The organism is Streptosporangium subroseum (assembly GCF_900188345.1).
Taxonomy (GTDB): Bacteria; Actinomycetota; Actinomycetes; order Streptosporangiales; family Streptosporangiaceae; genus Streptosporangium; species Streptosporangium subroseum.
The window spans coordinates 46,762-69,229 of the sequence record NZ_FZOD01000002.1; the positions used below are offsets into that span (position 1 = coordinate 46,762).

Annotated in this window: 18 protein-coding genes and 1 pseudogene; 3 read left to right on the top strand and 16 right to left on the bottom strand. The window is 65.6% G+C overall.

Annotated features, from left to right (window positions below; translation table 11 throughout):
* Window positions 1-75 precede the first annotated feature (75 nt).
* Window positions 76-1,551: an SNIPE associated domain-containing protein gene (locus CHC08_RS02230; protein ID WP_245878076.1), complete on the top strand. Its 1,476-nt coding sequence runs from the start codon at window positions 76-78 to the stop codon at window positions 1,549-1,551.
* Between the two features lie 725 nt (window positions 1,552-2,276).
* Here the strand turns inward: CHC08_RS02230 and CHC08_RS02235 are convergent.
* The 6 genes and pseudogenes from CHC08_RS02235 to CHC08_RS02255 all read right to left on the bottom strand — a co-directional run bounded on the left by CHC08_RS02235 (window position 2,277) and on the right by CHC08_RS02255 (window position 8,964).
* A complete protein-coding gene (locus CHC08_RS02235) occupies window positions 2,277-2,561 on the bottom strand; it encodes a hypothetical protein (protein ID WP_143653080.1) in 285 nt (94 codons plus the stop codon).
* A gap of 186 nt (window positions 2,562-2,747) precedes the next feature.
* Window positions 2,748-3,809, bottom strand: a complete 1,062-nt coding sequence (locus tag CHC08_RS02240; RefSeq protein ID WP_089205450.1) for a DUF6461 domain-containing protein — start codon at window positions 3,807-3,809, stop codon at window positions 2,748-2,750.
* Window positions 3,810-3,894: 85 nt separating this feature from the next.
* Entirely contained in the window at window positions 3,895-6,588 is a 2,694-nt protein-coding gene (locus CHC08_RS02245) for a DNRLRE domain-containing protein (RefSeq protein WP_275937146.1), read from the bottom strand.
* Window positions 6,571-6,840 (bottom strand): annotated as a pseudogene (locus tag CHC08_RS52280) (Ig-like domain-containing domain); the annotation flags it as partial. The gene CHC08_RS02245 and the pseudogene CHC08_RS52280, both read right to left, overlap by 18 nt.
* Before the next feature lie 45 nt (window positions 6,841-6,885).
* Complete coding sequence (locus CHC08_RS02250) at window positions 6,886-8,547, bottom strand: DNRLRE domain-containing protein (RefSeq protein ID WP_143653082.1); 1,662 nt, start codon at window positions 8,545-8,547, stop codon at window positions 6,886-6,888.
* 129 nt (window positions 8,548-8,676) lie between these two features.
* Window positions 8,677-8,964, bottom strand: a complete 288-nt coding sequence (locus CHC08_RS02255) for a hypothetical protein (RefSeq protein ID WP_089205453.1) — start codon at window positions 8,962-8,964, stop codon at window positions 8,677-8,679.
* A 490-nt stretch (window positions 8,965-9,454) separates the two neighbouring features.
* Here CHC08_RS02255 and CHC08_RS02260 point away from each other — a divergent pair, with 490 nt between their 5' ends.
* Window positions 9,455-10,669 (top strand): IS701 family transposase, encoded by a 1,215-nt coding sequence (locus CHC08_RS02260; RefSeq protein ID WP_245878077.1) that lies wholly within the window; start codon window positions 9,455-9,457, stop codon window positions 10,667-10,669.
* Between the two features lie 23 nt (window positions 10,670-10,692).
* Here the strand turns inward: CHC08_RS02260 and CHC08_RS52285 are convergent, their stop codons facing one another.
* Complete coding sequence (locus tag CHC08_RS52285; protein ID WP_275937142.1) at window positions 10,693-10,824, bottom strand: hypothetical protein; 132 nt, start codon at window positions 10,822-10,824, stop codon at window positions 10,693-10,695.
* A 425-nt stretch (window positions 10,825-11,249) separates the two neighbouring features.
* The gene (locus CHC08_RS02265) at window positions 11,250-11,858 is read right to left on the bottom strand and encodes a hypothetical protein (protein WP_143653084.1); all 609 of its coding nucleotides are present in this window, start codon (window positions 11,856-11,858) and stop codon (window positions 11,250-11,252) included.
* A 451-nt stretch (window positions 11,859-12,309) separates the two neighbouring features.
* Between CHC08_RS02265 and CHC08_RS02270 the strand changes: the two genes are divergently transcribed.
* Window positions 12,310-14,124, top strand: a complete 1,815-nt coding sequence (locus CHC08_RS02270; protein ID WP_218825094.1) for an IS481 family transposase — start codon at window positions 12,310-12,312, stop codon at window positions 14,122-14,124.
* Between the two features lie 341 nt (window positions 14,125-14,465).
* Here CHC08_RS02270 and CHC08_RS02275 read toward each other — a convergent pair whose 3' ends face one another.
* From CHC08_RS02275 to CHC08_RS02305, 8 genes are all read right to left on the bottom strand, one after another.
* The gene (locus CHC08_RS02275; protein ID WP_245878078.1) at window positions 14,466-15,623 is read right to left on the bottom strand and encodes an RtcB family protein; all 1,158 of its coding nucleotides are present in this window, start codon (window positions 15,621-15,623) and stop codon (window positions 14,466-14,468) included.
* A gap of 346 nt (window positions 15,624-15,969) precedes the next feature.
* Entirely contained in the window at window positions 15,970-16,203 is a 234-nt protein-coding gene (locus tag CHC08_RS02280) for a hypothetical protein (RefSeq protein ID WP_089205455.1), read from the bottom strand.
* 11 nt (window positions 16,204-16,214) lie between these two features.
* Window positions 16,215-17,030, bottom strand: a complete 816-nt coding sequence (locus tag CHC08_RS02285) for an SAM-dependent methyltransferase (RefSeq protein WP_089205456.1) — start codon at window positions 17,028-17,030, stop codon at window positions 16,215-16,217.
* Between the two features lie 136 nt (window positions 17,031-17,166).
* Entirely contained in the window at window positions 17,167-18,381 is a 1,215-nt protein-coding gene (locus CHC08_RS02290; protein WP_245878079.1) for a helix-turn-helix domain-containing protein, read from the bottom strand.
* Window positions 18,382-18,385: 4 nt separating this feature from the next.
* Window positions 18,386-18,919 (bottom strand): flavoprotein, encoded by a 534-nt coding sequence (locus tag CHC08_RS02295; protein ID WP_089205458.1) that lies wholly within the window; start codon window positions 18,917-18,919, stop codon window positions 18,386-18,388.
* Between the two features lie 148 nt (window positions 18,920-19,067).
* Window positions 19,068-19,355 (bottom strand): replication initiator, encoded by a 288-nt coding sequence (locus CHC08_RS49300; protein WP_179281846.1) that lies wholly within the window; start codon window positions 19,353-19,355, stop codon window positions 19,068-19,070.
* An 85-nt stretch (window positions 19,356-19,440) separates the two neighbouring features.
* Window positions 19,441-20,229 (bottom strand): replication initiator, encoded by a 789-nt coding sequence (locus CHC08_RS02300; protein ID WP_179281847.1) that lies wholly within the window; start codon window positions 20,227-20,229, stop codon window positions 19,441-19,443.
* 708 nt (window positions 20,230-20,937) lie between these two features.
* Window positions 20,938-22,434 (bottom strand): recombinase family protein, encoded by a 1,497-nt coding sequence (locus CHC08_RS02305; RefSeq protein ID WP_089205459.1) that lies wholly within the window; start codon window positions 22,432-22,434, stop codon window positions 20,938-20,940.
* Window positions 22,435-22,468: the final 34 nt, after the last annotated feature.

The following is a 22,468-nucleotide window of genomic DNA, read 5'->3' on the forward strand; positions in this document are numbered from 1 at the left end:
TGTTCGTGGCGGTCAACTTCTTGAAATCGTTGTGGAACGGTGTAAACCGACGAGCTGAGGCGGCTGTCTTCCTGGGTGGCACGTGTGGCAACGAGTCACACGGCCGAGGAAGGCGTGACAATGGCTTACCGGTTTAACTCACCCCCTGGATGGCCGGTCCCGCCGGAAAGCTGGCGCCCTCCGAAGGGATGGCAGCCGGATCCATCCTGGCCTCCGGCACCACTCGGTTGGGAGTTCTGGGTAGCCGCGCATGAGCCGCCGGCGCCTCCCGCGCCCCAGGTCCTGCCGCAATCCACTCCTGCGCCCGTGCTACCGGAACGGAGCGGCGGAGGGCTGTTCGGCGGGAAAAAGAAACTGGAGGCGGAAAACGCCGAACTGCGCGCATGGGTCGAGCGGCTGGGCGGCATGGATGCCATGCGGGTCTCCGCGATGACCGGGGCGTTGCATGCCGAACATCGGGGTCTGCAGACGGCTATCGCCGATGCCACGCGGCGCCTGCACGAGATCGAGCAGCAGATTGTGCAGACCGAGGAAATCGCGCTGCTGCAGGAGGTTGGCGTCTACGAATACCGGCACCCACTGAGCGACGCGGTGGCCTACAAGGACCGGCTGGCACAGGTCAAGACCCGCATCAAGGCGATGTCCAAGGACAACGAGGCGGTGCTGGGCTCCACCGGCTGGCAGGTCAACGGGTCGGCGGCCGAGGGACGCCGGATGGTGCGTGATTTCTCCAAGCTGATGCTGCGCGCCTACAACGCCGAGGCCGACAACTGCGTACGCACGATGCGCCCCTACAAGCTGCAGTCGGCCGTCGACCGCCTGGAGAAGGCCGTGGAGATGATCGTCAAGCTCGGCAAGACGATGAGCATCCACGTCAGCGGTGACTACCACCGGCTGCGCATCTACGAGCTGGAGCTGACCGCCGACTACCTGGCCAAGCAGGAGGAGGAAAAGGAACTCATCCGTGCCCAGCGCGAGCAACAGCGCGAAGAGGAGGCCGCGCGCCGGGAGTTCGAACGGGAGAAGACCAGGCTCCGAAAGGAGGAGGCCCACTATCGCTCCGCGCTGTCCAAGCTACTGGCCAAGGGTGATGAGGCAGGAGCGGAAGAGCTCAAGGCGAAACTGGAGGAGATCGGCGCGGCGGTCAGCGACGTCGAGGCACGCGAGGCCAACATTCGAGCCGGCTACGTTTATGTGATCTCCAACGTCGGCGCGTTCGGTGAGAACGTCGTCAAAATCGGCATGACCCGACGCCTGGAACCCGAGGACCGCGTCCGGGAGCTGGGCGATGCCTCGGTGCCGTTCAGGTTCGACACCCACGCGCTGATCTTCAGTGACGATGCGGTCGGCCTGGAGGGGCGGCTGCATGCCCTGTTGAACGACCAGCGCGTCAACAAGGTCAACCACCGCCGAGAGTTCTTCCACACCACGCCCGCAGAGGTCAGGGATCTCCTGGAAAAGGTCGCCGGTCAGCATCTTCTTGAGTACCGGGATACTCCTGAGGCCCTGGAGTGGCGTCAGTCGGTTCATGCGAAGCCGGCAGCAGTCTGAGACCGCATCGTGCAACTGATCGCCAGGACGCCCAGGGCACATTTAGGGCACATGGCGTTGGAAGGCAACCGAAAGTACTGTCAAATGATGGCAGCGTTTTCGCAGCTCAGGCGAGGTTCCCCTGATTCCGATGCAGGTCAAAGACGTGTGGAATTAGAACCCGGCCTACAGGCCGACTCGTCCGCCCTGTCCTCCTCTGACCTGCGGTGAAGCCTTGATCAAGCAAGATCAAAGCGGCCGGAGGGCACAATGGGGGCACATTCACGTGAGCCCACTCGCCGCGGCGAAGGCGTGGTCCAGGGCCGTACGCGCCCGCTCGGACACCTCGGGGACCAGCAGTCCGTGGAGATCCACGATTGTGGTGACGGCCGCAGGCGATTATTTTTCCGCGCCGGGTCCACGAGCATCGGACGGTCGAGCACGTTCGCCGGGAATAGCACCCCGGTGACCTTTGCCGCCAAGGCGAAGCCCTATCGCACGGCGGTGGGATGGTCGTCCTCCCACGCGGCTTCGTCCTGCGGTTTGTCCGGCTCCATGTCGGCTCCTACATGAAGCTGTTGAGTCGGTCAGGGCCAGAGCCGGAACGCTCGCACGGATGCCCCATCCGATAGTGGGTGACGGTGTGTCATCGATCGAATACCTTAAGTGGCGCTAGATGTGGTCGTGTTGGGTGACCGCCGACCTCTCATGGCCTCGCGCCAGCTCCGTGGCCATCTTGCGGAGCGTCATCGCCAGCCGCGAGGCTCGATGGTCACGTACCACTCGCCAACCTGGAAAACGCTCACGTGGCTGCCGTCGGCCTCGTCATCCCTCTTGTGGACAAACGCGCAGATCTTCCCGTCGAGTTCGCCGATGTCCGACTCCTGGCTGCGGCTGAAGCGGCGCATCAGCTCCGCCGGGTCGAGCCCGCGGAAGAAGGGCATACTGAAGATTGCGCCCAGTAGTTCGTCTCCCCGGCTCTCGCACACGTCGAGCCACTGGAACGGGGCCAAGGGCTCGGTCGTCGTCATGCGGGACATGGTGGCAGGCCGTACCGACACCCGGTCGGGATCGGCCACCACCCCAACGGGAGCGATCCGGGATCACCCGGATCGACGCGAGCAGGGCACGACGAGGGCGCACGAGTGTATGAGACGACCGGAAACACCGGGAACCGGCGGGAGGCCGAGTTCTGCGGGCACTGCGACTGCACCCGGTCAGGTCGGCGCGCTCATCTTTTCCAGTACGCCCATGAGCGAGCCCACGCGGCGGCCTCCGTGATCGCCGAGCCGTAGTGTGCCGATCCGCCAGATGGCGTCCTGTGCCGCAGTCTTCGCATCGTCCCCGAGTGCCGCTTCCAGGACCTTAAGTGCCCTGAAGGGTGCGTGCCAGCGTTCGATGGTCGAGGGTGGCGCGTCGGCGCCCGGGTACTGAGTCAACAGGTCCTCGCTGAGGTGGCGCACCTCGTCGCGCAGTTCGGCGAGCACGGCCGGGCCGGGTGTCTGCGCCAGCGAGGTCATAACGCGTCTGGCCAAGGGGACGTCCAGGCCGGTCAGTTCACAGGCGGTCTCCGCTATCAGGGCGGCGACCTCGCGGATTCTGCCGGGGGCGGGATCGGCGATGAGATCGGCCACGCGCGGGTCCCCGGCGAGGTAGGCCAGGTGATCGATCCTGTCCTGGTCGGCCGCTAGCGTGTCCACGGTGTCCTGCGACGCGTCCAGGATAGCGCTCAGGTGCTCGCCCGCCAGCCACCTGGCATCCAGCCGCCTGTGGGTGACGGCCTCTCCCAGTGCCAGCCCGGCCACGCGGGGATCGTCCTGTTCGGCGAGCTCGGCCCAGGCCGACAGGGCGGGAGGGAGCTCTTCGAGTTCTTCGAGCTCTTCGGGATCGAATAGGTCGAGCACGGTCAGCAGCCGGCCGTGCTCGGCGTAGACCAGCTGCCCGTCTCCGTTGGCGTTCCAAAACACGCTGAGTGCCCGCCCTCTGCGGGACAAACCGGTCAGGACATCCGGCCGCGACCCCTGGAAACCGTTCGGCTCCACCAGTACGGTCCACTCTCCGAGGGGGCCGGCCAGTGCCGCGCCGGCATGGACGGGAATCGCGTCGTACGCGGCCTGGACCGTCTCCGCGTACGTCCGGCTGCCGACCCCGTCCTCCCGTCGGCCCGCTGCGGCGAGCACATCGGTGGCGGGCAGATCCTCGACCCAGGTGATGCACAGCGGCACGGTCAGCGTCTCCTCCACCAACCGGCCGTAGTACGCGAGCACCTCCGCGTCCAAGTGCTTCTCCTTTGACCTACCTCGAACGGCCCGGCCTGCCGAAGTACCGGAGACCGGGCCGAACCGCCCACGATGCGCCTGACGGTTACGGGGCTTCGGAATCAGGAACGATCTGCTCGTCCGCGAGTGTATCGGTGCCTGGTGGCGGCGGGTAGTACCCGTTTATTCCCGGTTGCTGACTGTCTGAAATCCGTAGCACGAACTTCTGTTTTTCCAGTACACGGTTGCGCTCGAACCACCAGCCTAGCCAGGAGCCGGAAGTGGAATTATCGGTGGCTAGGATTGCGCGTGCCGAGTAGTTCGTGCCCGCCTTCGATGCCCCTTGGTGCGAAGCGGCGAAAGGAAACTCATCGCACGATCTTACTATAGTGACCCCGTTGATCACCAACTTCTTCGTGTATCGCTTGCCAGGCGGACGAGGCCTCGGGTCGCTGAAGCTGATGTCGCATTGCTTAATGGCGATCTTTCTGTTCTCCCCGCCTAATCCCTTCCTGGAGGTATCGGTGTTCCGCTGCAGCGCTTTGTTCCAAGTGGCGCCCGGAACCTGTTTGCCGGGGTCACCTGGAACAGTGCTGGAGGCATTGTTCCAAGCATCCCAGATGTGCTGTGCCGACTCCTTGACCGGATTGGTGATCAGCTGGTTGTTCGGACCCTTGACTTGGTTCGCCTTGCTCAGCTCGAACACCGGGCGGCCATCCTTGAAGACCACGCAACCACCCTGGGACGTCTTGATGGCGGGAGAGCTGTCACACCGGAAGACCGGGTTCTCCGTCATCAGGTAGCCGTAAGGGTCGTCTATCTGCTCCGTCATGTGAACCTGTGGCTGCAGCTTGCAGCGGTGCCTGTGGTCAGGGCCCGCGAAGTCCGCGGCGTTGGAGGTGAAGGTGTAGTTGCCGCCGTTCTGGGCCCATCCCTCGGGGCTGTTGTAGATGAATTTGTTGAGACCTACCGGAGCCACTGAGCATTTGTTCGACGGATTGAACGCGAGTCCCAGGTTGAACGGGAACACCTGCGCTGCCGCTTTGGCGCCGGCCACGGCGGCCGGGATACTCGACTTCCCATCACGGTCGACCTGATCCAGATAGACGAACAACTTGAATTGCCGACTCTTGTACTGGTTGGCCTGCCGAGCCTGATCGTTTTTGGATTCTCCGGTGAAAGAATGGGCGATGAGCGTGATCCGGGCGTCGTACCTGAGCGAACCCATAGTTCTGCCGTTCACTGTGTGCGTGACGCTGGAGCCGATCTCACCCCACATACACCAGTTATAGGAGTTCTTCACCGCGTAAGCTTTCGGCCCGGTCAGCGCGCGGCATTCTGCGGGGTTCTGGATACGGTCGTAGCTGAACGCCGGCTCCGCCGCCTGGGCGCTCACCCGGGGAGCGGACGGAGAGGCGGGTGGGTCCACGGTGAACGTCTGCCAACCAGACCATCGCCCGGTCACACCACCGGTGGTGGCACGAGCCCGCCAGCGCACCTTCCAACCATCGGAGAGCTTGCCGGTCGGCACCCGGACCAATCCCACGGACCCGGCTCCGGACTTGGCGCTGCCGACCCAGATCAGCCCCTTGCCCTGGGACGGCGCCGCCGGATCGTGCTCGACCTCGACCTCCGCGACGGCCCTGCGCTTTCCCCCGGTGGTCTTGACCAGGAGTTCCGGCGTGCTCGTCCCCACGACGGCACCGTCGGCGGTCTTGCGTGTGTGTGTCCACGCCCCTTCCACCGACGGGGCGGCTTCACCGGCCTGGGCCGAGGTTTTCGCCCGTTGCTTCTGCGCCATCGACACGAACGACCCGATGCCGAACCACCACTCGTAGGGTTCGGCCATGGTGTTGCCCGCGCTGTCTCTGGCGCCGCTGACCGTGACCCAGTACCAGGAGTCAAGCCCCGTATCTGGGGTGAATGTCAGCACCCTTCTGTCGGCACTCATTGTCGTCTGGCCCGTCAGCGGCCCGTCGAAGATGTCCTCAAGCAGCAGGGACGCGTGGGTCACCGGCTCGCTGAAGGTCACCCTGACCTGGGCGTCGGGGCTCACTTCCTCGTCGCTGTCGGCCGGCTCCACGTCAATGACGGTCGGCGCGGTCGTGTCCGGTCCGGGGGTGGGCGTCGGATTCTGACCGCCACCGTCATCGATGTACGTCACCTTCAGCACGGGCGGGTGCGGATCGAACGTATTCGACGTATCCGCCTCGGACGCGTGGTAGCCGCGATCGTACATGGGAGCATCCGCCGACTCATCGACACCGCGCAGCATGAACCCGTAGCCGTTCTGGCCCGAGGCCCAAGTCTGGACGATGTCCTTGACCTGCCAAGTCCAAGCGACATCCACCTCCGGGGCGTCGTCGGCGCATCCACCAGGATCCCGGGCGACCACTTGGCCGATATCAGTCGTCGGCGGCTGGTTGTCCCAGGTCAGTGTCTCGGCGTTCCACGCGCTGGTGACCTGCTGTGCCACGATGCCCGACGTACTGGTCCCACAACCGTAGGCGTCGTTGTTCCATAATTCCAGCTCGGCGGTGACGATCGCCTTGCCCGCAAGCGCCGACGCGTCGAAACCTAGGTAAGTACGCTCTGTAGCTTTGGAGAACTCCTCATAATTGTATGAACCGGCCCAGAGCGTCGGCCCATCCGGCCCCACCGACCCCAGGTCGTCTACCCAGGTGTCGCTCTGCACCGGCAGGGAGATCGTGCGCTGCTCGCCCGGAGGATCGGTCGGGGTGGGCGTCGGCGTGGAGGTTGACGACACTATGGTGAACAACCAACTGTACGGCGCCACCATCGGGTGCCCATCAACGTCCTGGGCCCCGCTGACCTCCGCCGCGTACTGGGTGCCCAGCGTGAGGGGCGCGGCTGGTGTAAACGTCACGGATTGGCTGGACGCCCCGACAGCTGACGCGCCCTGAACCGTCTGTCCGGCCGGGTCCTTGAGAGTGATCTGCACCCCGTTGATCGGTTCGCTGAAATGTGCCTCGATGCGGACATCCGGCTGCGCGTTTGTCGCCCCGAGGTCGGGTACGGTCCTGATCACGGCGGGTTCGTCGGGATCGGGCTGGGGGTTGTTGGGATTGAGCGAGTTCTACAACTCCTCGCTCACATCGTCGGGGCGCGCGAACGCCACTCCGGGGTTCTCCACGAACTCCGTCGCCGCCCCCTGCATCGCGTCCGCTGCCTCCTCGGAGACCTCACCCGCCTCTACCGGCGTGTTTGACCGATGCGTGACAGCGCGAATCTCATCGGGGGTCGCGTCGTCGGGGAAACCCTCACCCACCTTGAACCACGAGATCTCGTCAACCGGGGGATGTGCCGCCGGCGTGTATTCGATCATAAGGGTGGGCGGGTGGCGGTAGCCCGGGTAGGGGTCGCCGCTGTGTTCGCTGGAGTAGTACTGCCGCCAGTTGATGGTCGCGCTCTCGCTGAGGGCCCGTAGCACCATTCCGTGGTTGGGCTCGTCTCGTTCGATCCAGCCGCGGGCCATGCTGGTGACCCGGTGCACCAGCTGCTCTTCCTTGGCGCACCAGCTGGCGGGGTCGGCCTCGTAGTTGTAGCCGGCCGCGTTCGCGCCTTGCAGGCTGCTGGAGAACGAGGGCTGCCTGGACCAGCTCAGGTTGTTCGTGCCGCCGTTGAGGGTCCAGGTGGAGGTGACCTGGGCGGCCGCGATCGACCCGAGGTTGTTGCCGCACAGCTGACCGCCGGGGCCGCCGGACTTGTAGTTCCACATCCACAGGTCCGCGTCCACCACGGTGGCACCTTCGAGCGCGGGGTCGTCGGTGTCAAACTTCAGGTACACCCGGGCGATGTCGGCGCTGGTGGAGGTGGTGCCGACACGCAGCCAGCCGGCTGCGGCGTTGTTGGTGCTGGGGCTGTTCTTGCTGACCCAGGCGTCGTCGGGTTCTCCGCCGCCGAACCATTCGGAGGCGGCGGCGATCGTCACCGGGTAGGCCACCGCGGTGTCGGCCAAGAACTTCTCGTCCGGGGTGAACACCAGCTCCGACGTCGTGCCGGAGGTTTCCACGCGCGCGTCGACTGGTGAGGTCCTGCCCTCGTCGGGGGAGGCCTCTACCTTGGCGTCCATGGCGGTCAGCACGATCGGCGCCGCCGCCGCCTTGCCCTTGGCGTCCTTGAGTTGCGGCAGTCCTTGGGGCGTCGTGCCGAACGTGGTGCCTTCGGGCAGGGTGAGCGGCAGCCGTACGGTCACCGGGCCGGCCGGTTTGCGCCGGAAGACCACCTGGGAGATGAATCCGTCGGCCAGGGCCATCACCACCAGGTCCGCTCCCGGCGCCACGGCGTCGGGGTAGGTGACCGTGCTGCCGGAGATTTTCGGCTCGGGCAGCGCCCGGGTGGCTTTCAGGCCGGTCGTGCCCTGCTCGCCGTCCGCCGACACCAGGTGTTTGGTACCGCGTCCGCCGAAGGTTAGCGGGCTTTTGACGCGCGTGGCCTGGAGCTTGCCGTCGCGGGTGACGATGCGGGTGTCGATGGGCTCCCAGGCGCCGCTGGCCGGGTTCTTCAGCTGGACGGGGCGGGTGTACAGCTCGGCTCGCAGGTTCTTGCCGTTCGGAGTCGCCCAGACCTTCATGGTCTCGGTGAACCGGGAGGGCACCTCAACGGGTTTGCCGGACGTGGCCGCTTTGTCCCAGGCGGTCTTGAGCGTTGGGTCCGATGCGGCGCCTGATTTTGTTGTCGATGCGGAGGCCGGGGTGGGGGGTGGTGTGGGGCCCTGGGCGATCGCGGGCGCGCTCATCAGCGCGAGCGGCAGCGTGAGAGCCGTGATCAGGGCAGCGCGACGGCGCGTCCGGGCGGATAAGCCCGACGCTAATCGTGATGTGTTCACTCCAGCCTTTCGAACGTATATGGCAAAGTGAAGTGATCATCACACAAGGCAGCAATAAAAGTAAAGATCGCTGTCAGTCCAAATATCGCGGCACCCGCGGGCGCCGTCCTTCATCAGGCCGGCCAGTCGATCAATGAACACGGCGAACCGCTGCAGGCGGGTCGCCCTTGAATGCCCGTAGAGAAATTCCTCATACCACAGACAGATCTCGGCGCAGATCGTGCTGTTACTCGCGTTGGTTCCGTTCCGGGGTTGAGAAACAATGGAACAGCCATTATCGTTGATAACGATCTTGCTTCTCGCAGCCGCCTCGACCTGGCCAAACATGAAGTTCCGAGAAGCTAAGACCATCTGAAACGAAGGTCGCCACCACGAAAAAGCTGCCGCGCCACCCTACCTAACCTACGACGGGATGCCCCAGTACTAACGGCTGCCCTGCCGTTCCTCAACCCCGGATTCCAATGGGTGTCTTTGTGGTGCTCGGGTCGGCCCGCCTGACCTCCTATGCCTTCGTGAACACTCAACCCAATCTTGCCCATCAGCCCGCTTTGACGGCCGGAAGAGTAAGCGACATAGTCACCTACTCATGCCTGCGGGTTCCTTTATCCAGCCCGCATGCCCGGCAGTAGAAAAATGTGACCTTCGTCATAGACTTTAAGGAGCGTACTTCCTGGAAGGTATTGTCGTTCACATCATCTGAGGTGGGACTCTGTGACGCGCCGATATTCTGTGCACCCATTTGGGATCCCGGTACTACATTCGTAGATCTTGATTCGTTTAGCTTCGTGATCAGGCGGAGTTGGTTCATCGTCTGTGCGTGACCTGTCGCCTCACCTACGATCTCGTCGTGTCCTGGGATGTCGAGCTGACCGCGCTGACCGAGCGGATCACTGGTCCGCTGTTCACTCGACCCGAACCTCGCCAGACGTTCTCCGATCTGGTGCGTGCCCTGCTGGCCGACGTACCGCGCAAGAATTCCTGGCAGTTGGCCGACCACGTCGGTCATCGCACCGCCTACCGGTTTGAGTGGCTTCTGAATGGCGCCAAGTGGGACGCCGACGCGCTGCGTGATGAGATCCGCAGCTATGTGCTGAAGCACCTGGGCCGCGACGATGGGGTGTTGATCGCCGACGACACCCAGGCGATTAAGAAGGGCGGCAAGTCGGTCGGGGTGGCGCCGCAGTACTGCGGCGCGACCGGCCAGGTGGAGAACTGCCAGGTCATGCCGATGCTGGCCTACGCCTCCAGCGCGGGGCATACCTTCATCAACCGACGCCTGTATCTGCCCGAGAGCTGGGTCGATGACGCCGACCGGCGAGCCGCCGCGGGCGTGCCCGCCCACGTCACCTTCACCAAGCCGCACCAGGTGATCGCCATGCTGACCGAAGAACTGATCGCCGGCACCCCGTTCGGCTATTTCTGCGCCGATTCCGGCTACGGTCGTGACCCAGCACTGCGTGCGTTCTGCCATGAGGAGGAGATCGCCTACGTGATGGCCGTCCCGGTCGATCTGCCCCTGATCGCCGTGCAGGGCACGGCCGAGCCGCTCGGGCATGTGCTGGATCGACTACTGGCCCGCGGCGGGGTCGGCCTGTGGGAGCGCCGCTCGTGTGGTGCGGGCACGAAAGGGGCGCGGTTGTATGACTGGGCGGCCGTAGCGGTGGCCGTCAAGGACCAACTCCCGACCTGCGGTTTCGCCCACACCGTGCTGATTCGCCGGTCCATCGCAGATCCGGCCGAGGTGGAGTTCTTTCTGGCCCACGCCCCGACCGGCACCGCCATCACCGAGCTGATCAAAACAGCGGGACTGCGCTGGAAGATCGAAGAGAACAATCAGAGCGGCAAGGACCTGCTCGGCCTGACCCAATACCAGGTCCGCAAATGGGCGCCCTGGCACCGGCACGTCACCACCGCCATGCTCGCCCTGGCCTTTCTGGCCGTCACCCGCGCCAGCCTGCCCACCGACCCCGCCGACGCCCCTCCCAGGGCCAACCAGGGAAAAGACCGTCCGCCACCGGAGAAGACCAGCTGATCCCACCCCGGCTGATCCGGCCTTCACTCGCCGAGATCCGCCGCATCCTGGCCCGCCTGCTCATTCCCGCCGTCAACGCGATCGGCCATGTCCTGGCCTGGTCCGCCTTCCGCCAGATCCACCAAACCCGCGCCCTGATCAGCCACTACCGCCAACGCGGCGATCCTCTACCTCAAGATCTACGAATGTAGTACCAGGAAGCGCCTCTTAGGTCTGCTCTTGTTCCGTCGCTGTTCTGTGGGACATCGGAATCAGCGAGAAGTGATGTGAGGCGTTCGCAAGCGTAACCGCTGATCATCGGCAAGATCGAGCTGTCTTCGCAGGTGACCACGTTACGGGTCGGAGGTCACCCAGATCTACGAGGGCAGGGCACTTCCAGGGCACATGGGCGCGAGAAGCAATGCGAAACAACGAGAACCAGTGAACGCTAAAAGCCCAGCTCAGAATGCCTTCTAGGAGATCACCGCAGGTCAGTCACGATGACGGATCAGATCTCGATGTTTTGAGCCCACAAGCTGTCTACCCGGATGTTCGGACATAGTCGGACGACTCGGGGCATAGGTTATGACCCTCCATTCGGTTACTTGAAATCGCGGCGTGCCGCTGAGGACAGCAGGAGAGTCGTGATCACCAGGGGGATTGCCACGAAGAACACCGCCTGAAGGACGGACATCCTCCACTCGGGATTCTGGGTGCGGGCTGCCCAGTCTGGGCCTCGTACCAGGAGGGACAGTTCGGCCAGCAGTTGTGAGAAGAAGGCAGCGCAAGCGCAGACCGACACGACGACCGCGGCCCAGCGGGCGGTGGCCCGCCGGCGCAGGACGCCCACGGCGAGCGCTGTCAGGCTGACGATGAGGATCGCGGTCGGTGGGAGTAAGACCATGACGAGGATCCCGTCCATCTCCATGGCCTCGCGGCGAGCCACGTCCCAAAGGACCGCTGACAACACCGCGCCGCCTATCAGGAAGACCGCCGCCACGGTGGTCGCCCAGGACGCCCGATGCTCTGCATGTTCGGAGCGAGGTGTGCCCTGCGTGAGCAGATCTCGCGCGGCGATGCCGACTAGGACACCGGCGACGGCGCCGAAGGGGGCGCCGATGATGGCCAGTCCGCCGATTCCCAGGCCGAAGATCGCTGACGTCTCGGGCCCGATTACGGCTCCGGCGACCGCGCCTGCGATGGCGGCCATCCCTGTGTGGTGCGGACGCAACAGGTTGAGGCCCGCTGCCTTCGATACGTTCGTCTCCATGCCTTAAGAGTGGGGGACGAGGGCTCCGCGGGCTATCCGTTCCCGTACTCAGATGGTGGGAGGGTTACGATGCTCAGCTGCCCAGCAGCGAAGCACGACAACAGGGCCGTGCATCCCGCACATTGGCAAGCACTACCTCATGCCGGAGCAGCCCGAGACCTCACATCGACATATCGCACGCTTTCAGCGTGGGGATGTTGTTGGTGATTTCTGTTCCGGCCGTGCGGGTGTGGCTGATCGATTTGGGAATCCGGAGGCTTAGAGGGCACATCTGTCAATGTGAGGTCTCGGGACATGCTTAACCGGTCGTTCTCATGACACGCTTGACGACTGCGCGGCACCATGTTCACCCGGAATGATGGTCGGATCGAACTCCGCACGGGTGGCGAGCGTGGATCAACAGGCGTTGGTGGAGTACCGGTACCGGGCGGTGCGCGAGGTGCTGGCCGGTTCGCCGATCGGGGAGGTCGCGGCCCGGTACGGGACCTCACGCCAATCGGTGCACACCTGGCGGCAGCGCTTTCAGCAGGAAGGCATGCCCGGACTGGCCGACCGCTCGCGGCGGCCCCGCACCAGCCCGACCCGGCTGTCGGCCGAGATCGAGGCGCTGATCTGCGAGATGCGGCGGCAGCATCCGCGCTGGGGCGCCCAGCGGATTACCCACGAGCTCGGCGCATGCGATCTGGAGCGGGTGCCGGGCCGGGCCACGGTGCATCGGGTGCTGGCCCGGAACGGGCTCATCACCGCTCAGCAGCAAGAGCACAAACGCACCTGGCGGCGCTGGCAGCGTGAGGCACCGATGCAGCTATGGCAACTTGACCTGGTCGGCGGGGTACCGCTGGCCGATGGCCGGGAATGCAAGCTGGTCACCGGCATCGACGACCACTCCCGGTTCGTCGTGATCGCCGCCGTGGTGGCGATCCCGTCCGGGCGCGCGGTGTGTGCGGCGTTCACCGCGGCGATGCGCCGCTACGGCGTTCCGTTCGAGGTACTCAGCGACAACGGCAAGCAGTTCACCGGCCGGCACATCCGCCCGCAGCCGGTCGAGGTGCTGTTCGAACGAGTGTGCCGGGAAAACGGCATCACGCAGCGACTGACCAAACCCCGCTCACCGACCACCACCGGCAAGATCGAGCGATTCCACAAGACCCTGCGCCAGGAACTGCTCGACCACGTGGCACCGTTTGAGTCGCCGGCCGCGGCTCAGGAGGCCATCGACGCCTGGGTGCACACCTACAACCACGCCCGCCCGCACCAGGCACTGAACATGGCCACCCCGGCCAGCGCGTTCCGCTCGCATGGGCCCACCCGCGACGACGCCCCGTCCTCTGCGCCCGCTGTGCCCGCTGCCTCCGCTGAACCCCACCCCGCGCCGATGCCGTCGCCGCGACTGATGATCGAGGTGGTTGAGCCGCCTCTTGCGCCTTCACCCGCCGCAGCGGTGGAGTTCGACGTCCGCGTCCCGCCCAGCGGGGAGCTCAGCCTGGTGCCCGGCAAACAACGCGTCGGGGTGAGCCAGGGCCTGGCCGGTCGAACCCTGACCGTTTGGGCCGGCCTGCGCAGCATTCACCTTTTGCTGGAGGGGCACCTGGTGCGCACCGTCGCCTCCCGGCTGCTGCCCGAGGATCTGGCTTACCTGGCCATGCGCGGGGCTCGCCCAGCGGGAGACGAACCCGCTACCGCGGCGCTGCCCCGGTTCAACGGTCGGCCGGTGCTGGCTGCGGGCCAGGCCGTTGAGGTGGATCGCAAGGTCCACCGCGATGGCCACGTCCTGATCGCCGGCATCACGTGCCAGGTCGCCTTCGCGCTGGCCGGACGCTCGGTCACGCTACGGCTGGACGGTCATCTGATGCACGCCATCGCCGACGGCGCCCTGGTCGGCACCTGGCCCTGCCCGATCAGCGCCGACCAATTGACCGGCCTGGCTGGAGCGCGAGCGGCATCAGCGTCGCTGCCGCCGCCTCCGTTACCCGCAGGGTCAATCCGCGCGCAGCGACGCGTTCACGCCAGCGGCCGGATCATGATCGCGAAACAGTCGATCAAGCTTGGGTCGCGTCACGCCGGCAAGCTCGTCACCGTCGTCATCGAAGACACTCACTTCCGGATCCTCCACGGCGAGGAAGAGATCGCCGTCAAGCCACGCAAGGACCTCACACCCATCACCCGGCTCTACGTTCGCGGCAAGGACACCCAGCCGGGTAACTGACGTCAATCATGTCCCGAGACCAATGCGTCAAGGATGTCCTGAGACCTCACATCGACAACATCGGGGGCACATGGCGTCGGAAGACAGTGGAGAGCACTGTCAATTGATGGCAGCGTTCTGGCAGCTCAGAGGCGATGCCCCTGATTCCGCCGCAGGTCATGAGCAGGCCGAATTAGAACCCGGCCTACAGGCCAACTCCATCGACGCCGAGTTACATCACTTCAAGGTGATCATGTCCATGCCCGGGACAACTCCACTCCTAGCGCGGCTGTTGGTTGAGGAGTTGGCAAACGCAGAGCCCCGCCGCCTGTGGTTGGCGACAGGGCTCAGGAGGTGCAGGATCAGCCTTTGTAGTTGAACACCTGGCGCAGCGTGTGCTGGATCGTGACCAGGTCCTTCTGGTCCGCCATCACCTGGTCGATCGACTTGTATGCCTCCGGATGCTCATCGACCAGAGCTGCGGCACGGTTGGTGTTCCAGGTGCGGCCGCGCATCGCCTCGGTCAGGGACACGGCGGTCAGTTCCCGCTTCGCCCGAGTGCGTGACATTCTGCGGCCGGCTCCGTGAGAGCAGGAGTTGTACGACATCGGGTTACCGAGCCCGCGCACGATGTACGAGCGCGTGCCCATCGAGCCCGGAATCACGCCCTCGTCGCCGGTGTCGGCCTTGATGGCTCCCTTACGGGTGATCCACAGGTTCTTGCCGTCGTGCGTTTCCTGTTGGGTGAAGTTGTGGTTGCAGTTGATCGTCCGGAGCCGTTGGCCCTTGCCGATGACCCGGAACAGGGCGTTGCTCAGAACCTTGTCCATCCGGGCACGCGAGGCCATGGCGTATGCCTGTGACCACAGCATGTCCTCGATGTAGGCGGTGAACTCCGGCGTCCCCTGGACGAGGTAGGCCAGGTCCGGATCCTCCAGGCCGATCGCCTGCTTCTTCATCATCTTCTTGGCGTCGACGATGTGCCTGGTCGCGAGCAGGTTGCCGATGCCGCGCGAGCCCGAGTGCAGCACCGTCCAGACCCGGTCACGCTCGTCGAGGCAGACCTCGACGAAGTGGTTGCCGGACCCGAGAGTGCCGAACTGCAGGGACACCTTCTTCTCCTGATGAGGGGTCAGATCGGTGTGCGGGCGGCCGAGGTCGCTGAGTGCGCGGTCCATGGACGGGTCGTCGTGGCCCTTGCCGACGCCGGCGGGAATTCGCTTCTCCACCAGCGACATCAGGGCGTCGAGGGTGTCCGGAAGGTCGGCGGCGGTGAGCGTCGTCTCGGTCGCGACCATGCCGCAGCCGATGTCGACGCCGACGGCGGCCGGGATGATTGCTCCTTCGGTGGGGATCACCGAGCCGACCGTCGCGCCGATGCCGATGTGAGCGTCGGGCATGAGAGCGACGTGTCCGGACACAATGGGCAGGCGGGCGGCGCGCGCGGCCTGCATGATCGTACCCTCGTCGATCTCGCTGGCCCACGACACCAGGTTCGGTGCGGGCTGGTTCGGCATCATGATCTCCTTCGTTGCGAGATCCAGTTTGCCTAGGTCTGTCGCAAGATCCCACTGGTTTTCGGACAGGCGAAGCGCACCATGGTTACTCACCATTCTTCTCCGGTCCCGCCGCGTCATTGTTCGTGGCCCTCGATTAGCGTCAACTCATCTGCGCGGGTTGCGTGGGGAAACGGTGTACGTCGTGGGTGGTGCACACGCGAAGACGGAGTTGACGCCTCAATCGGGCTACACAGGCGGCAGCTATCGGGGGCGGGGGAGGACTGGACCAGGAGACGTCTTGGATGCTCCTGGCAGGCGTGGCGGCGCCGTCCCTCCAGATCCCACGCCGCCACGCCCGTCTGTGAGGTCAGGAGACCATCCGTAGCGGAGCACGCTGCCGGGACTGATCTTCCAACCGTGTCTCGATCTCCAGACCGGATGCCAGGTCTGCCAGGGTTGTCCCGCATCGGACCTCTGACAGGCCGAGATCATGCATGTGGGTCGAGAAGGGGCCGCGCCGGATGGCGTACCAGCCCGCGCCGACGCCCGGACTGATCAGCCAGCGCCGTCCGTAGAGCTCACTTAACTGGTTGAGAGTCATTGGTTCCCTGGTCACGGCTTGCGGGCCACCCCGCACCTAAGGGCCCGTTCCCGGTCGCTGAAGTAGGTGACGTGTTCGGGGTGCCAGTCGCAGACACCGACCAGGCCGGGGTCGAGCAAATCCATCCCGTCGAAGAACCGGCTGACGTCCTCGGCGCTGCGCAGGATTACCGGGGAGCTTGCGTGCCGGTAGTTGGCTGCCGCCGTCTCCAAATCTGGTCGCCGTTCCACATGGGAGATCACCAAGTGTGAGCCGGGTGCGAGGCCGTTCATCAAGGTCTTGACGATCCGGTATGGATCTTCGTCGTCGGTGATGAAATGGAGGACCGCCACCAGCAGCACCGCCACGGGGCGCGACAGGTTCAACAGTCCCAGCGTGTCGACGGTGTCCAAGATCTCGTCGGGCGTGCGCAGGTCCTGCTTGATCACCCATGTGTGATCGTCGGACATGAGCAAGGCCCGCCCGTGAGACAGCACGACGGGGTCGTTGTCGATGTAGACCGTCCGGGCACCCGGGGCGAAGCGCTGGGCGACCTGGTGGACGTTCTCTCGCGTCGGTAGGCCCGCGCCGATGTCGAGGAACTGGTTGATGCCCATCTCACCGGCGAGGTAGCGCACCGCCCGTCCGAGAAAGAGACGGTTCTCCCTCGCCATGGTGATCACGTGTGGAGCCTGCCGGATCACCTCGTCCGCGCACGCACGGTCAGCGGCGTAGTTGTCCTTGCCGCCGAGGTAGTAGTCGTACATCCGGGCGACGTTGGGCGTGGTGGAGTCGATCCCGGGTGGCGTGTGATCAGATCTCGCGGCGTCCGCGCGTAGTACTGACATGACCTGGTCTTCCCTCCTGGCAGCGGGGTGCGGCTGGTGGCGTCTGCGCGCCAGGAGGAACCGTAGGTTCGGGCCGATGGCCGAACCCGTACCGCGGTGAGGGCAAAGAACCCGCACTTTTGTGCGGGTCCGCGGGTCAGGCGATGCCGGCCCGGGTGGCCAGGCCGCGAAGTTGCGGGGTGCTGGCTCGATGCTCGCGTTTGAGGAGTTGGGTCAGCAGGTCGCGGGTGCGCCCGCCGTAGCGAACGAGTTCGGGGGAGAGACGTTCGGCCGCAAGGAGCGTGTTCACCGATGCGGCGTCCTTACGCTGGACGGCGTAAGCGCGTGCAAGGTCCAGGTGAACCTGAGCGCGTCGCCCGATCAGCCCGGGGGCCAGGTTGCCGACATCGAGCGTCTCGGCCTTGGCGATGGCCTGGCGTGCGTCTCCGGACTCCGCCGCTGCCGACACTTCGTGGATGGTGACGTTGGTCAGCCCAAAGGCGGTCCAGAAGTCGTTGCGATCCTCACCGATGCGCTCGGCGGCTTGCCGGGCTTGCGCAAGGAAAGTTCGTACGGCTGCCTGGTCGTACTGCGCGGCGGCGGCCGTGACCGCCACCAGGTAGAGCGCGCCGAGCATCGACAGCGACCGGGGACCGGTGTGGTGGGGGGAGCGGTGCAGGGCGTCGGCCGCGCGGAGCACGAGTTGGAGTGCCTTGTCCGGCTCGCGCAGACGCACGAAGACATAGCCGAGCCGATAGGCGCTCACAGCGGCCAGCAATGGCCGTTCGGCCTCTTCGGCGGCGGCCAGCGACCGGTCGGCGGCCAGCCAGGCGAGGTCGGATTCCCCGACGCGGCGCAGCGTGGTGGTGGCGCAGTGGTAAGTCAGCGAGCGCAGTGTCTGGTAGGTCCGGCGCCGATCGACTGGAGCATGACGGCTGCCGAGTTCGGTTGCGACGATGAGTCCCGGCAGACGTCTGCCTACCTCGTCGTACTGCGTCGACTGGTAGAGCCGATTCACCTGGCGGATCTCGTGACGCAGCCAGACGAAACTCTCCGGTGAGCCCTCGGCCTGGCGGGGATCGATCAGAGAGGCCAGGCCGTCGTAGCCCATCATGGCGTGGCGGATCGCGGATGCTGCCTGGTAGTGCGTCATGGCATCTGTCCTCGTGGTGGTGAGGTCATCGGCGGCCAGGCCCAGGATCTCACCCAGCGCTTTGATCACGCTGTGGCTGTCCACCGAGCGCTGCCCGCGCTCGACCTGGCTCAGCCAGCTCTCTGACCGGCCGATCAGCCCGGCGAGGACAGACTGTGACAGGCCACGACGGCGACGTGCCCGAGCGATCCGCTGACCGATGTCCTGGAGGGCATCCACACCATCACTCCTGTGAGTGTCGTCCCCCGACAACGCTGCGCAGTTCCTGCATGACCTCTTCCCAGGATGGCATGCGCGCATGTGACGGCGCGGCAGGATCGAACAGCACCCGCACTCCCATCTCCCGCAGCGCGTCCAGGCTCCGGCCGAAGGCCAGGTGCCGAGCCAACGCGTCTTTGAGCAGGGGAACGGCCAGGATCGGGACGCCGAATCCCATCGTCTCGCACAGCAGACCGACCGCGAAGGTGTCGGCGATCCCTCCGGCCCATTTGTTGATGGTGTTGAACGTCGCCGGAGCCACCACCACCGCATCGGCAGCAGGCAATCCCTTCGGCTCGTCCGGCATGCGGTAGGCGCTGCGAACCCGGTCGCCGGTCAGCCGCTCCAGTTCCTCGGCGTCGACGAACCGGGCACCCATCGGCGTGGTGACCACGTGCACCTGCCAGCCGTCGTCCTGGGCGAGCACCACCAGGCGGGCGAGGTCGGCCGCGGCCGGAGCGGCACACACGACCACGTACAGCACTCCGGGCCTCTCCATACGCGTGATCCTAATCAGGGCCGGACCATCCGGCGTAGTGATCGAACGGCCGCGATACCGCTGGCCGAACTCGATTGGCGTGCCCTTCGGGTGCCTGTTGGCATTCCGCCAGCCGCATCACTCCGTACAGGGCCCTGTCTCTCCTTCGTTAGCCGGGGTCCGACTGTTCCTGTTCTCGGGTCATCCGGCGAGCGGTGGTGATGCGTTGCCGGGCGAGTTCGGCCCAGAAGGGTTCGCCGTGCCGGTGGCCGCTTCCGCCGTAGTGCCACTCCGAGACCGTGAGCGTCTTGCCCTCGGCAGGGTCCGGCAGGCCGAGGATCATCCGGGCCTGCTCGGCCCGGTAGTCGGCACGGGTCCGGCGCAATGCGCCCAGGGTGGTGGAGTAGTGGCGGGACTTCGTGGAGAAGTGCCCCTGTAGCCGAGCATGTGCGACCACTGCCGCAGTGGAATCTCCCGATACTTAGGTAGGTCGGCCAGCGCGAAGCAGGTGTAGATCATGCGGCGTGCGTGCTCGTTCACCTTCAGGAAGGCCACGTCCCGTGGATGGCGGATCGGGCGGTCCACAGTTCCCGCCGGAGGCGGATGACCGCATGGAAGTGGACCAGACCGCGTGACTGGTATTCGGCGACCTTGGCGTACGACAGTCGGAGCGTCCGGCGCAGCTCCACCCGGCTGACCCCGAGCCGCCGGGCGAAGACGCCGGGAACGGTCTTGGTGAACTCCTGCCAGAGCCGGCCCGCGTGCGCGTTCCACAACACCGCGCCCTGGTAGTTGTAACAACTCACGCAGAGCGGCTGCCCCACCTGGGGATCATCGCGGTCATGACGCAGTCCGCAGCCCTCGGGCTGCCCGTGCGCGCACACCGGGCGATCGCGACGCGGACGGCACGGCAGCGTCTTCCCGCCCTTCTCTCGATGGGCGTACACCGAGCCGAAGGACGGGGCGGTGAAGGTGGCGAACACGCGGGGATGACCGCTGACGTCTTCCGGGACGCCCTTGCCGCCGCGTAGGCCGGAGATGATCAGGTGATAGGTGTCGTCCTTGTAGGTGGCCGAGCACGCCGGACAGCGGGACGCGCGCCGGTTGCCGCACGCGGTCAACAGGAACCCGGTCGGCTCGTCGGCGGTCCGGTAGACATCCAGGACCTCACCCGTTCCAGCGTCCAGGGTGATCCGCTCACCATGGAGCCGGACAGGCTGAGCACAGCCGCCCGTGGCGTACACCATGCGCTGCCATCGGTCGAAGTCCGGCATGGCCGCGCGCTGCATCGCGGCCAGGATGTCAGGAGAGAAGGAGGGAGCCTCACTCATGCGGCGTCCCTCCCGCTCTCGTCGGCGGGTGGGGGATCGGCCGTCTCGTGCTCGTCAGCGACACGGACGCCGAGCAGGGCGGCGATGCGCTGCCACTTCTCGTCAGACCACGGCGGAGATTGTGCGGCTTGTTGTCTGCCCCACTCCTGGGCAGACAGGGGGGTTGGTCGGTTCAGGCGGACTCCTTCCCTCGTGGGTGGAGCCACCGCCGCAGCTGACGGACACGACGCTGTGCACCCGCCTCGGGGCAGCCTGAAGACAGCCGTTGGCGTGGGGTGCGCATCAGCGAGGAAGATCGATTGGAGTGCGGCGAGAGAAGTGAATGGCGCGCTCTACGTGGATACCTGCCGCCGGGCCGGCTGCTACCGACGATCGTCGGTGATCATGAAATGTATTTGTCCCGGATGCTTGTATGCGCCTGAGGTGATTCGCCGAGATGCTCGCTGGGTCGTGCCGTGAGAGGGTCGGTGGCTTCTTGCGTAGATCGGTTCTACCACCGGATGGGCGAGTTGAACCAGCTCGATGTTCTCTTGCCGTTGGTTCTCAATGTTGTGTGAAGTCGTCCGTTGCCGTCCGTCTGTGTCTGTCGACGTCCGTAGACGTCCCTCTGTTCCCCGTGGTTCGGGGTGAAAAGTAAGAGAGCTGTCGCCCATGGGTAAGGGAGGGCGGCCCCCTCGAAGCCGCAAGACGTCCTGGACGTCCTGGGACTCAGGCCCGCCAGATCGGTTCGAGCTTGCTGTGGTCGAAGGTGCTCCGGCTGCCGTTGCCCTGGCCCACCGGGTGAACGATGATCGCGTGGAACGCCTCGCGGACGTAGGCCCGCTTCTGTGACATGTCCAGGCGGTCGTCGTCGGTCTCGGAGAACCACCGTCGCCGGACGTCGGTGATGTCGGCCTGTGCCCGCTGCACCGCGACCGAGTGACGCTCTCGCTCGGTGGTCAGCCGGGCGATCTCCGCCTCCAGCCGTTCGGCCTCCGCGAAGAAGAGCGGGTTGCTGATCTTCTTCATGTGCCAGTGCTGGCGGAGCTCCCTGAGCTGCTCTTCGGCTTCTTCCAGGTTGCTCGCCCCGGCCCACGGCCCGACCTCGGGCGCCGTGACGGTCCGCTCTTCGAGCTTGGCCAGCACCGCTTCGGTGATGTACTCGTCCACTTTGTCCCCGCGCCGGGCCAGCCTGCCGCAGCCGCCGTAACTCCTGGAACGGCACTGGTAGACGTGGTGATCGAAGTCGGGATGCTGCGCGACCCTGAGCTTGGCCATGCACAATGTGCCGTCCTCCCGCGGTCGCCCGCACCGCAGGATGCTCGTCAGGAGGTATCGGTGCTCCCGGAAGTCGTGGGGGAGGTCGCCCACCACGCCGTGCTCGCCGACCTGCTTGCCCCGCCGCGCATCGAAGATCGCTTGCACGGCCTCCCACTCCTGGGGAGTGATGACCGCCTCCCACTGGCCCACCACCGCGGCCCCGTTGGCGTCCTTGAGGATCTCGCCCTTGATCCGTCGCCACCCGCACAGCCGAGGATTGCGGAGGAGCTGCTTAAGAGTCTGCGGGGTCCAGGCGTTCCCGCGCGTGGTCACGAACTCCTGGCGCTGCCAGTCCATGACGATTGAGTTGAGTGAGTGTCCGGCGATGAGCTGCTTCACCGCCTGCCTGATCGCGTCGGACTGGGTGGGATCGAGGGTGCGCTTGTCGTCCTTCCAGCCGAAGGGGCGGTAGCCGTTCGGGATCGTGCCCTCTTCCGCGCGCTTGCGGTGCCACTGCGTCACGCGCCGCCGCATCTTCTTGACCTCCATGCGGGAGATCACCGCGCCCATCAGGCCCATGGACTCCACGTTCTCGCTGTAGAGATCCTTGGTGTCCCTGGCGTCGGCGAACACCCGCCCGTCGACCACGGTGATGGCGTCGATGAACCGTTCGTAGTCGCCGGCACGCCTCACGAGACGATCCTCGGCGACGACCACGCAGCCCCGCACAGTAGTGCCGTCCGGCAGTTTCCCGGCTCGCAGGACGCGGAGCATCTGCTCGAACTCGTCGCGCACCACGCCGTCCTTGGCGGCCGACTTGTCGTTGTCCGTGAACGATCGCACGATCTGCCAGCCGAGCCGCTCGGCGGTTCTCCGGTTCACCTTGCGCTGATCGGCGACGGTGTGTTCATCCTTGGCCTTGTCCGCACTCGCCCGTTCGTAGCTGACCACCGGGACGAGATCCATGCGCGCCTCCCCAGAAGCTCATGCCTGGAGCAAT